Source organism: Pseudoxanthomonas sacheonensis, assembly GCF_010093305.1.
Lineage (GTDB): Bacteria > Pseudomonadota > Gammaproteobacteria > Xanthomonadales > Xanthomonadaceae > Pseudoxanthomonas_A > Pseudoxanthomonas_A sacheonensis.
Map to the genome: position 1 here is coordinate 277508 of NZ_PDWS01000001.1, position 12320 is coordinate 289827.

The window sequence follows — 12320 nt, forward strand, 5'->3', positions numbered from 1 at the left end:
AAGCCGCGGGGCGGCGATGAGTGATACGAGATGACCGCGTCTATCGATGCCGACCGTGCATTGCGCGTGGCGCTGCTGGAGGACGACCTTCTGCTGCGCGATCGCGTGCTGCTGCCGGGGCTGAGGGATTTCGGTTTCGAAGTCAGCGGCCTGGAGACGGCGGCCGAACTGCATGCGCACCTGAAGGTCCAGCCCACCGATATCGTGGTGCTGGATGTGGGCTTGCCTGACCAAAGCGGATTCATGGTGGCGCGCCAGCTGCGCAGCCAGTCGCCCTCCCTGGGCATCGTCATGCTGACCGGACGCGGAGAAACTCCGGACCGCGTGCGCGGGCTGAGCGAAGGCGCCGACGCTTATCTGTCCAAGCCGGTCGAAATCGAGCTGCTGGCGGCCACGCTGCACAGCCTGGCGCGCCGCGTACGCGGGAAAAACGACCCCGCCGCCGCCGCGCAAGGTTGGCGGTTGGATGGCGGCGGCTGGTGCCTGGTCGCGCCCTCGGGCGGCAACGTGGCGTTGACCAAGAGCGAGCGCCGTCTGTTCCAGCGCTTGCTGGATTCTTCGGGCGAGATCGTGACGCGCGAGGCGCTGATCGCCACGCTCACCGAAAACGTCTACGACTTCGATACCCACCGGCTGGATTCGATGATCCATCGCCTGCGGCGCAAGGTCGCCGAGGCCTGCGGCGAGCGGCTGCCGCTGATCGCGGTGCATGGCGAAGGCTATGTGCTGAACGCGCTCAGATAGATCCGGTGGTTTCCGGCGCGGTAGCGGGTGCCGGGGAGGCGTCGCCCTGGTTGGCCGGCGCCAGCGGCAACAGTATGCGGAACAGCGTGCCGCTGCCCGGGGTGCTGACCACTTCGACCGTGCCGCCCGCGTTTTCCGCAAGATCGCGCACCACCGACAAGCCCAGGCCGGTGCCGCTGTCGGCGGGCTTGGTGGTGTAGAACGGTTCGAAAGCGCGGCGCAGGACTTCTTCGCTCATGCCGTGGCCGGTGTCGGCCAAGCCTATTTCGATGCATTGGCCGCGTTCGGCGATCTGCACGCGTCCGGCGCTGATGCTGAAACGCCCGCCGCCGAGCATGGCGTCGCGCGCGTTGGCGGCGATGTTGAGCAACATCAGTTCGAACTGGCTGCGATCCAGGCGCACCGGTAGCGGCGCCGGATCGATCCGGGTTTCCATCTGGATATCGGCATCGAACAACTGGCGCAGCATCGGCCGCAGTTCCCTGATCGCATGGCCGGCATCGAAGGATTCGACCCGGGCCACTTCGTGGCGGCCGAAACGCAGCAGCTTGCGGCTGATCGCGGCGCCGCGGCGGGCGGCGATTTCCACGCCTTCCAGCGATTCTTCCAATGCGTCGGCGCGCGCGCGGTCGCCGGCGCCGGGTTCGCCCTGATGGCGCTGCGAGGCGAAACCCAGGATCACGCCGAGGATGTTGTTGAAATCGTGGGCGATGCCGCTGGCCAGGCGGCCGGTGGCTTCCATCTTCTGCGCATGGACCAGTTGCGATTGCGCGCGTTCGCGTTCGGCCATCTCGCGCTGCAATTCGTGGCTGCGCGTGATCGATTCGTCGAGGCTTTCGCGCAGGGCCTGGATCGTGCGGTCGAGGACCGCGGTGATCAACAGATGGCTGATGAGCCCCGCCGGTACATTGAGCAGGGCGCTGCGGATGGCCGCCACGTCGCTGCCGTCGGCCCTGATGTCGGTGACGAAACCGATGCCGAACACCAGCATCAGCAAGCCGAACACGGCCCACAGCGCACCGCGGCCCAGGACCAGGCCGGCGATCACCAGCGGCAGGATGGTCGGCGCCGGATCGATCACTCCGGGCTGGACGCCGAACTGGAAGAACACGATTCCCAGCGAAATCAGCTGCGGCGCCAGGAACAGCATGATCGCGGGCCGGAACCGGCCGCGTCGGATCATGGCGATGCTGACCCAGGCCAAGGCCGCGATGACCACGTCCATCAACAGGATGATCATCCTGCCTTCGGTGGGAAGCGCACCGCGGGCCAGGATGCGCCAGCCCCAGTTCAAAGGCAGCAACAGGCCGTAGCAAAGCAGCAGCAGCTGCATGACCGGTGCGTTGCGGCGATCCACCGGGTCGGTGATCGGTGCGCTGCGCAACCAGTTCTGTACGAGCTTCCACATCGGCGAAAAGGGCCTTCGGGGAGGGTGCGGGGGCGGCGCTCCGGGCACGTCCGTCGCCGGCTGCCGGAGCCGCCGGGCGGGCGGTGAGAATGGCGTGAGTATCGAGTGAGAAAGCGCGCGTGACAACCGAAGCGCTGGGGCCGTACTTTCGACCACGGCCCAAGGCGGTGATCTTTCGGGGCACGCCACACGAAAGCCAGACAGTTGCCCAAGGCGGGGGCGGGTCTCAAAAAAAACTGCAAACGATGCTGCGGCAACGTCCGGTTCGGTCCGGACGTTCATGGCCGATGGGCGTCCTTTGCTCCTAAAAAACTATCTGGTGAGAGAGGGGTTGGATGAACAAGGTATTCAGTCTGGTATGGAGCAGGTCCAGGCAAGCGCTGGTGGTCGCGTCCGAGCTGGCGTCGGCGCAGGGCAGGAAGGAGGGTCGGCCGCGTTTGCGCGATGCCACCCTGGGTGCAGTGCTGCTGGGCTGCGGCATCGCCATGGCGATGCCGGCGGCCCAAGCGCAGGAGCTCACCATCGAACGCGACGGCGATGTCTGCACCGTGCGTGTCGAGGGCCAGGCCGAGGGCCGGCAGATCGACTGCGCCTTGTTCGACCAGGCCAATGTCGGCATCAATGCGGTGATCGGCAGTGGCTATTTCCTGGCCGATGGCGCTGGCGATGGTAGCGACGATCCCACGGTTTCCGGCGATGGCGCGCTGGCGGCCGGCCGCAACAGTTTTGCGGTGAACAACTCCACCACCGCGGTCGGCGCCGAAAGCGCCGCGTTCGGTCTGGGCGCCAGCGCATTCGGCCAGGGCGCGATGGCGTTCGGCGACGCCAGTGTCGCGATCGGACAAAGCGCCTATGCCTCCGGCGATGGCCCGGTCATGGGTTTGGGCAATACCGCGATCGGCGCCTCGGCTTCGGCCGAAGCCGAGCAGGGCGGCACCGCGATCGGTGCGCTCAGCCTCGCTGCCGGCACAGGTTCCACCGCCATCGGCGGTAATGCGCAGGCTTATGGCGATGGCAGCCTGGTGGCCGGTTTCGGCAGCGGCGCCAATGGCGAAGCCGGGGTCGCGCTGGGTGCCAACTCGCGCGCCCTGGGCGGCGACTTCGGCGTGGCCATCGGCGGCTCCAGCTATGCCATCGGCCAAGGCGCCACCAGCGTCGGCGGCCTGGCCTGGGCCGAGGGCAACTATTCGCTGGCATCGGGCTATTACTCCACCGCCGTGGGCGATGGCAGCATCGCGCTAGGCGGCGGACTCGGCGTGGATCTCGATGGCGACGGTGTGATCGGTCCGGGCGAAGCCACTATCGCCGCCGGCTACCACGCGGTCGCGCTTGGTTATCAAGCCGCCGCGCTCGGCGACGGTGCTTTGGCACTCGGCGATCAGGCTCAGGCGTTGCAGCTCAACGCCACCGCCGTAGGCGCCATGAGCGTGGCGGCGGGCGAATCCAGCACCGCCAGCGGTGCCAACAGCGTGGCCAACGGTGTGGAAAGCAGCGCCTATGGCGCCAACAGCTATGCGGACGCGGATTATTCGACTGCACTGGGCAGCGGCAGTCTCGCCTTGGGTAGTGGTTCGACCGCAGTCGGCGTTGGCGCCAACGCGCTGGGCACCGAGAGCGTGGCCAGCGGCTACGGCAGTGTCGCCAGCGGCGAATGGTCCGTCGCCCAAGGCAGCGGCAGCCAGGCGCTGGGCGAGGCCTCTATCGCGATCGGCGTGCAGAGCGCGGCCAGCGGCACCAACAGCATCGGCATCGGCGCGGGCAGCGAGGCGGGCGACTTCGGCACCGCTGTCGGCGCGCTGAGCAGCGCCACCGGCTACGGCGCCAGCGCTTTCGGCGATAACGCCTGGGCGACGAACGACTTCTCCCTGGCCATGGGCGCCAATTCCACTTCGCTGGGTATAGGCGGCATCGCCATAGGCACCGACAGCTATGTCGGCGCCGATGCCAGCCACGGCATCGCCATAGGTAACCTGGTGATGGCGAACGGCAAGAATTCGATCGCCATGGGTGGTCTTTGGACTACCGCGGGTGCCGATGGCGCAATCGCGATCGGCGGCACCAAAGCCTGCACCGGTTTCATGTGCATCGAGGAGAACACCTTGGCCTGGGGCATCAACAGCGTCGCGCTGGGTGCCGGCGCGACGACCCAAGCAGACGGCGCCACCGCGCTGGGCAGCGGCGCACAGGCAGGCGGCATCGATTCGATCTCGATCGGCATGGATTCGAGGGCATGGACCAACAACTCCACCGCCATCGGCGCCCGCACCTATGCGATGGGCGACAACTCGGTCGCGCTCGGCGCCGATTCTGTCACCTCGCGCGCCAACACGGTGACGGTGGGCAGCGAGTGGACCGGCATGAACCGCCAGATCACCGGCGTGGCCGATGGTACCGAAGCCAACGATGCGGTGAACCTGGCGCAGTTGAATGCGGTAGCCGATAGCGTCGGCGACGCCAACGACTATCTCTCCGTCAACGGCCTGGGCGACGGCACAGACGCGGCCATCGCCGAGGGCGAGAACGCCAGTGCGGTGGGCGCCAATGCGGTGGCCATCGGCGTCGAGAGCAGCGCGTTCGGTTACCAGAGCAACGCCGTCGGCGACTACTCGACCGCGATGGGCGGCGGCAGTCTGGCGTTGGGCACGGGCTCGTCGGCCGTCGGCACCGGCGCCAGCGCCATCGGCGACTACAGCAGCGCCAATGGCTATGGCGCGATCGCCGAAGGCTCCAACAGCAGCGCATTCGGCAGCAACGCATTTGCGGCCGGCAACGACAGCTTCGCCGGCGGCGATAGCGCGCAGGCCAATGGCGGCGGTAGCGTGGCCTTGGGCGCCAGCAGTATCGCCAACGGTTCCAACGGCGTTTCCGTCGGCGCGGGCGCCGAATCCAACGGCTTCTTCGCCGCCGCGATCGGCGGCAATGCGCTCGCCGACAGTCCGTTCTCGATCGCCATCGGTGGATTCTCCACCGCATCGGGCTGGCAGGCCACGGCCATCGGTTCGGGCGCGTACGCGACCGGTTTCAACGCCACCGCCACCGGCGCCGGCGCTACCGCCGGCGATGGCGGCGTGGCGATCGGCGCAGGCGCTACGTCGGGCTACTGGTTCTACGACGAAACCACCGGTGAGAACACCTTCATCGGCACATCGGGCACGGCGGTAGGCCAGAACGCTTCGGCCACCGGCATGTTCGGCACCGCGCTGGGCGGCTTCTCGGACGGCTCGTTCGCTTCGGCGAGCGCTGCCGGCATGTACAGCACCGCGCTGGGCGCCGGCGCCTATGCCGGCTCTTACTGGGACAGTACCCTGGTCGGCGACTACACCACCGCGGTCGGTGCGGAAAGCTGGGCGGTGGGCGGTTCGGCCACCTCGCTGGGCTACAACAGTTTCGCCCAGGCCGACCACGCCACCGTGCTGGGCGCCAACGCCTGGACCACGGCCGAGGCGAGCAACAGCGTCGCGCTGGGCGAAGGCTCGCTGGCCGATCGCGCCAATACGGTTTCGGTAGGCGCGGCCCAGGCATGGACCGATGCCGGCGGCAACGTGCATGCCGCCATCGACCGTCAGATCACCAACGTGGCCGCCGGCACCGAAGCCACCGATGCGGTGAACCTGGCGCAGTTGAACGAAGTGGCGGACAGCCTGGGCGAATTCACCCAGAACGCGGTCGCCTACGACGACGACGGTCACAGCACGCTGACTCTGGACGGTGCGGACGGCAGCACCATTTCCAACCTGGCCGCCGGCACCCAGGCCAGCGACGCGGTGAACGTGGAGCAGCTGAACTCGGTCGCCGCCGCTTTCGGCGGTGGCGCGAGTCTTGGCCCGAACGGCATGCTGATCGCGCCGACCTATTCGATCCAGGGCGGCGGCTACGCCAGTGTCGGCGATGCGTTCGCTGCGGTCGACGGCATGCTCAGCGGATTGAACGGACGCCTGACCCAGATCGAACAGAATCTGGGCAACGGTGGTGGTATCGGCGGTCCGCCCACCGGCACCGGCGACGGTCTGGCCATCGGCACCGGCAGCAACGCGACCGACACCACCGACACCGCAGTGGGCAACGGCGCCAATGTCGGCGCCGACAACGGCACCGCGGTGGGCAACAACAGCAGCATCGCCGCCAGCGCCACCGATTCGGTCGCGATAGGCGCCGATGCCAGCGTGACCGCGGCTTCCGGTACCGCCATCGGCCAGGGCGCCACGGTGACCGGCGCAGGTTCGGTCGCCCTGGGCCAGGGTTCGGTGGCCGATCAGGCCAATACGGTCTCGGTGGGCAGCGCCGGCAACGAGCGTCGCGTCACCAATGTCGCTGCGGGCGTCGCCGCCACCGATGCGGCCAACGTGGGCCAGATGCAGGCCGGCGATGCCGCAACGCTGGCCTCGGCCAACGACTACACCGACGCTACCGCGACCGAAACGCTGTCGGCCGCCAACGCCTACACCGACAGCCGCTTCCAGACTTTCGACGACGACTTCACCGCGCTGCGCAACGATGTGGACCATCGTTTCAGCCAGCAGGACCGCCGCATCGACAAGATGGGCGCGATGAGCTCGGCGATGATGAACATGTCGATCAACGCCGCCGGCAGCCGCAGTCCGCGCGGCCGCATCGCGGTCGGCGCCGGTTGGCAGAACGGCGAGAGCGCGTTGTCGGTCGGTTATTCGAAACAGATCGGCACCCGCGCTTCCTTCAGCATCGGCGGCGCTTTCAGCAGCGATGAGAAATCGGCGGGCGTCGGTTTCGGCGTCGACCTCTGATTCCAGACTTCTTTCCTCGATCCCATGCACGGCGGGCCGTCGCCGACGACGCCCGTCCATCACCCTAATCTTTCGGAGAAGTACCCATGAAGAACAAGCGCAATCTCACCGCCAGCGTCCTCGCCGCTTCCGTCATCGCCGCCGTCACCGCCTATGCGGCCAACACCAGCGGCACCATCGGCGTTGGCTTCGGCGCCGCCGCCAGCAGTTCGGTCGGCGTTCCGTTGCGAGCGACGGCCGCACAAACCCGCAAGAAGAGCCTGCTGTCCGCAGCGCCGGCGCAAACCGGCTTCGATCGATTCATCGTCAAGTACAAGGACGGCAGCACCGCCAGGCTCAACCGCAATACGTTGATGGGCAATATCACCGCCGCCGGGGTCCGGGCCGGTGTGGTCACGTCGTCGGCCAGCAGGGGCGCGCCTGCCGCCCTGGGCTTCAGCCACATGCGCACGCTGGGCATCGGCGCCGACCTGGTGCGCGCTTCGCGCCGCTTGACCCCGACCGAAAGCACGGCGTTGCTGACCCAGCTGCGCGCCGATCCGAACGTGGTCTACGCGCAGCCCGACTACCTCAAGCAGCGCCTGGACTTCATTCCCGACGACACCCGTTTCGACCTGCAATGGGATTTCACCGATCTGTCGGTGGGTATCGGCGCGCCCAAGGCCTGGGACACTTCCAGCGGTACGGGCGTGGTGGTGGCGGTGCTGGACACCGGTTATGTCGATCACGCCGATCTGGACGGCAACGTCGTGCCGGGCTACGACTTCATCATCGACACCACGGTCGCCGGCGATGGCGACGGCCGCGATGCCGATGCGCACGATCCCGGCGACTGGGAAGGCGGCGGCACCAGCTCCTGGCACGGTACCCACGTCGCCGGCACGGTCGCGGCGGTGACCAACAACGCCAAGGGCGTGGCCGGCGTGGCTTTCGGCGCCAAGATGATGCCGGTGCGCGTGCTCGGCCATGGCGGCGGCTACACCTCCGACATCGCCGACGCCATCATCTGGGCTTCGGGCGGCACCGTCGCCGGGGTGGCCAGCCTGGATCCGGCCAATGTGGCCGATGTGATCAACATGAGCCTCGGCGGTTACGGCGCCTGCAGCGACGATCCGGTGACCCAGGCCGCGGTCGATGGCGCGATCGCTCGCGGTACCACCATTGTGGTTGCGGCCGGCAACGACAACGACGATGCCGCTTTCCATTCGCCAGCCAGTTGCAGGGGCGTGATCACGGTCGGCGCCAGCGGGGTCGACGGCGGCCGTTCCTACTTCTCCAACTATGGTCCAACCGTGGCCCTGTCGGCGCCGGGCGGCAATGCCACCAGCATGTCCGATCCGGACAATCGCTGGATCTGGTCGACCGGCAACAGCGGCACCACCACGCCGGTCGCCAGTCCGGCGGGCGATGTGCTGATGGGCTACATCGGCACCTCGCAGGCCAGCCCGCACGTGGCCGGCACGGTCGCGCTTATGCAGTCCGCCCGCGTCGCCGCCGGCAAGGCGGCGCTGACTCCGGCCGAGGTGAAGACCATGCTGCGCAATACCGTCAAGCCGTTCACGGTGCTGCCGCCGCTCGGCAAGCCGCAGGGCCCCGGCATCCTGGATGCGGCCGCAGCCGTCTATGCCGCGACCCAGGACATTCCGGCCGATACCAGCACCCTGCTGGCCAATCGCGTGGTGCTCGCCGGCCAGGGCGGCACGGCTGGCGAGGCGCTGGTGTACAAGATCGTGGTGCCGGCAGGCAGGACCAGCGTCAACCTGCGCACTTATGGCGGCACCGGCGATGTCTCGCTGTACGTGGCCCGCGACCGCATCCCGACGGCCTCCAACTACGACCGCAAGTCGGCCAAGTCGGGTAACGCCGAAACCGTGGTGATCACCAGCCCGGCTGCCGGCACGTACTACATGACCGTGGTCGGCGAGACCGCGTTCGCCAACGTGTCGGTGCTGGGTTTGTACTGATGGAAACGCGCAAGGAACGGGAGCGATCCCGTTCCTTGCGATGCGACCAGATACGCGTCCGGGATATCCCGGACGCTTTATTTTTTGAGGGTGGAAAATTCCACCGTGGGCATCTTGATGTAGGAGCGACGCGAGTCGCGAAGCACGTCGCGTCTGACCGGCCGAGTGCTTCGCGACTCGCGTCGCTCCTACAACGGCACGGGTTGCGTCAGCACTCGATGACGTTTACCGCCAGTCCGCCGCGGGAAGTTTCCTTGTACTTGTCCTGCATGTCGCGGCCGGTGTCGCGCATGGTCTTGATGACCTTGTCCAGGCTCACTTTGTGCTTGCCGTCGCCGCGCGCGGCCATGCGGCTGGCGTTGATCGCCTTGACCGCGCCCATCGCGTTGCGTTCGATGCAGGGAATCTGCACCAGCCCGCCGATCGGGTCGCAGGTCAGGCCAAGGTTGTGTTCCATGCCGATCTCGGCTGCGTTCTCTATCTGGCTGCTGGTGCCGCCCAATGCGGCGACCAGGCCGCCGGCCGCCATCGAACACGCTACGCCTACCTCGCCCTGGCAGCCGACTTCGGCACCGCTGATCGATGCGTTTTCCTTGTAGAGAATGCCGATGGCAGCGGCGGTCAGAAGGAAATCGAACACGCCTTGCTCGTTCGCGCCGGGGCAGAAGCGGTCGTAATAGTGCAGCACCGAGGGAATGATGCCGGCCGCACCGTTGGTGGGCGCGGTGACCACGCGGCCGCCGGCCGCATTCTCTTCGTTCACGGCCAGCGCGTACAGATTCACCCAGTCCAGCGTGGTGAGCGGGTCGCGCATCGCCGCTTCCGGCTTACTGGAGAGCTCGTTGAACAATGCCGGTGCGCGGCGGGTGACATGCAGGCCGCCGGGCAGGGTGCCTTCCTGGCGGATGCCGCGTGCCACGCAGCTTTGCATCGCGTTCCAGATTTCGCGCAGGCCGGCCTTGATCTCTTCCTCGCTGCGCCAGGATTTCTCGTTCTCGAACATCAACTGGGCGATGCTCAGGCCGCTCACGCGCGATTGCTCCAGCAGTTCGTCGCCGCTGTGGAACGGGTAAGGCAGCGGAGTTTCGTCGGCGACGATCCGGTCCGAAGCCGCATCGTCCTGGTTGACCACGAAACCGCCGCCGACCGAGTAGTAGTCGCGGGTGGCGATCACTTCGTCGTTGGCGCCGAAGGCGGTGAAGCGCATGCCGTTGGTGTGGAAGGGCAGCTTCTGCCGCTTGTTCATCACCAGGTCGCGCTTTTCGTCGAAGGCGACCGCATGCCGGCCCGACAGCAGCAGTTTCTTCTCGCCGCGGATGCGGGCGAGCGCGGCGGGGATGACGTCCGGATCGATCAGGTTGGGCATGTGGCCTTCCAGGCCCATCAACACGGCCTTGTCGGTGCCGTGGCCGCGCCCGGTCAACGCCAGCGAGCCGAAGACCTCGGCCCTGATGCGCGCCACCTCGTCCAGCCGCCCGGGCTCTTCCAGCCAGCGCGCGACGAAACGCGCCGCGGCCCGCATGGGGCCGACGGTGTGGGAAGAGCTCGGACCGATGCCGATCTTGAAAAGGTCGAAAGTGCTGACTGCCATGGGCGCTATTCTATGCCGTCCGTCCTACCGCGATGTCCTGCGTCGCAACACAGTCTTTGGGAATGCGCCTTTGCCCCTGATCCTCTACCAACGCGACGACTGCCACCTTTGCGACCTTGCGCTGGAAGTGCTGGCTGCGGCGCGGGTGCCCGACTTCGAAAGCGTCTTCATCGACGAAGACCAAGCGCTGGAGGCCGAATACGGAATCCGTGTGCCGGTTCTGCGGGACGGGAACACCGGGCGCGAACTGGATTGGCCGTTCGATGCGGAGGCAGTGATGCGTTGGCGCGGCGCCTAGCTGTCGGCCAGCGAAACGGCGGCATCGGGGGCGCAGTGGGAGAGGCCGCAATCCGGTTAGGCTCCGGTCATCGGCGCAGAGAACGGAAAGCGGGATGAAAAGACTGGCCATGGGACTCGGATTGACGGCCCTCGTCGCACTGCCGTTGTCGGCGCAGGCGCCTTCTCCCGCACCCGTGGATCTGCGATCGGCGCTGCAGCACATGCATGCCGACTATGTGGAAGCGTTCGTGGTAAGCGAGGGTTTCGGAGAAAGTCGGCTGACGCCGATGATGCGGTTGCGCTGGAGTTACGATCCTGTTGGCGACAGCAAGCTGAGGATCGGCGATGTGCAGTTGATAGGTATCGCCAGGCACGATCCGCCGGTGGTCTACAGCTCGGTGTTCAAGGGGTTCGAGCATGGCGAAAACGGTCCGGAGCTTGTCGACAAGTCCGCGCGCGAAACGAATGCGGGAGAAGCGCAGGCGTTGCTTGCTTTGGCCAGCGGCGAAGAAATCGTATTCACCCCTGAAAGCGGAGGACTGCGCGTGATCGGGCCTATCCGCGCCCGTTCCCAGTGCCTGGACTGCCATCGCGGCAAGCAGGCGGGCGAGTTGCTGGGTGCGCTCAGTTACCGGCTTGAGCCGGCGCAACTGGAGGATGAGCGGCGGTGATCCCGGTGGATGTTGCGCGGCCGGCGAGGTGGCGATGCAGGAATCCGAGCACGCGGGCTTCGTAGCCTGCAGGATCGAGGTTCTGGAAATCCTCATGCGCGGCCTGCGGAAGCAGCCAGTATTCCTTGGGATATCGGGCGCTGGCGAATAGCGCCGCCGATTCGTTGGGTGTGGTGTGCTGGTCCCTGCCGCCGGCGATGATCATTACAGGCGCGCCGATCACGGCGATGTGGTCTATGGGCCGCAGCCGATCCACCGAAATTCCCAATCGCGGTTTGACTTGTACCTCCAGCAATTTGCTCAGCAACGGAGCGCCAGGCCCGAAACGCATTGCCATGCGGTTCCGCAGTGCCTGTCGCGCATCCGGATAGACGGCTTCCAGCACGACCGCATCGAATCCGCTCGGGGAAGGGCCCAGCAAGATCGATGCGCCGCCAAGCGATACGCCGATGGCGGCGATGGGTTCGCCCGGACGCCTGCCGCCTATCCATTCGCGTGCCGATTGCACACCTGCCGATTCGCGCAAACCCAGGGTTATCGCGTCGCCGGAGCTCTCTCCATGCGCCTGCAGATCGATCAACAGCACTGAGTAGCCATGCTTGGCGAGCATCCTCGCGCGCCCGATCATCGCGGTGCGATTGGCGCGAATACCATGCAATAACAAAACCGACCCTTTATCGGCATCGCCTGCGATCCACCAGCCATGTATCGGCCTTGGCTTGCCATCGATCAGCACGGGTTCGGCGTGCAAGTCCACAGGGGGTGGGCCGACGGTCGCAGGGCGCGGAGCCACCAACTGGCCACCCACCCAGTAGCTGAAGGCAAGTCCGGACAATCCAAGCAAAACAAAAAACAATGCCGCCCCTTTGAGGACGGCATTGCGCTTGTGAATATTCACGGAGT

Annotated in this window: 7 protein-coding genes and 2 pseudogenes; 6 read left to right on the forward strand and 3 right to left on the reverse strand. The window is 66.7% G+C overall.

Features of this window, described 5'->3' with window-relative positions:
- Positions 1-30 precede the first annotated feature (30 nt).
- Entirely contained in the window at positions 31-744 is a 714-nt protein-coding gene (locus CSC73_RS01140) for a response regulator transcription factor (RefSeq protein WP_163838624.1), read from the forward strand.
- Here the strand turns inward: CSC73_RS01140 and CSC73_RS01145 are convergent.
- On the reverse strand, positions 737-2152 hold the full coding sequence (locus CSC73_RS01145) for a sensor histidine kinase (RefSeq protein WP_163838625.1): 1416 nt from the start codon (positions 2150-2152) through the stop codon (positions 737-739). The two genes, CSC73_RS01140 and CSC73_RS01145, sit on opposite strands and share 8 nt — an antisense overlap.
- 335 nt (positions 2153-2487) lie before the next feature.
- Here CSC73_RS01145 and CSC73_RS01150 point away from each other — a divergent pair.
- The 3 genes and pseudogenes from CSC73_RS01150 to CSC73_RS01155 form a co-directional block, all read left to right on the forward strand.
- Positions 2488-5955: pseudogene (locus CSC73_RS01150) on the forward strand (ESPR domain-containing protein); the annotation flags it as partial.
- A gap of 201 nt (positions 5956-6156) precedes the next feature.
- A pseudogene (locus CSC73_RS18610) lies at positions 6157-6558 on the forward strand (YadA family autotransporter adhesin); the annotation flags it as partial.
- Positions 6559-6998: 440 nt separating this feature from the next.
- Complete coding sequence (locus CSC73_RS01155) at positions 6999-8876, forward strand: S8 family peptidase (RefSeq protein ID WP_163838627.1); 1878 nt, start codon at positions 6999-7001, stop codon at positions 8874-8876.
- Positions 8877-9084: 208 nt separating this feature from the next.
- Here CSC73_RS01155 and CSC73_RS01160 read toward each other — a convergent pair whose 3' ends face one another.
- Complete coding sequence (locus CSC73_RS01160) at positions 9085-10467, reverse strand: L-serine ammonia-lyase (protein WP_163838628.1); 1383 nt, start codon at positions 10465-10467, stop codon at positions 9085-9087.
- 70 nt (positions 10468-10537) lie between these two features.
- On the opposite strand from CSC73_RS01160, the gene CSC73_RS01165 reads away from it, so the two are divergent.
- Both CSC73_RS01165 and CSC73_RS01170 read left to right on the forward strand, forming a co-directional pair.
- Positions 10538-10765 carry a glutaredoxin family protein gene (locus CSC73_RS01165; RefSeq protein ID WP_163838629.1) on the forward strand — a complete coding sequence of 76 codons (228 nt, stop codon included), beginning with the start codon at positions 10538-10540 and terminating at the stop codon, positions 10763-10765.
- Positions 10766-10859: 94 nt separating this feature from the next.
- Entirely contained in the window at positions 10860-11417 is a 558-nt protein-coding gene (locus CSC73_RS01170) for a hypothetical protein (protein WP_163838630.1), read from the forward strand.
- Here the strand turns inward: CSC73_RS01170 and CSC73_RS01175 are convergent.
- Positions 11371-12315 (reverse strand): alpha/beta hydrolase, encoded by a 945-nt coding sequence (locus CSC73_RS01175; protein ID WP_163838631.1) that lies wholly within the window; start codon positions 12313-12315, stop codon positions 11371-11373. The genes CSC73_RS01170 and CSC73_RS01175 overlap by 47 nt on opposite strands.
- Between the last annotated feature and the right edge of the window lie 5 nt (positions 12316-12320).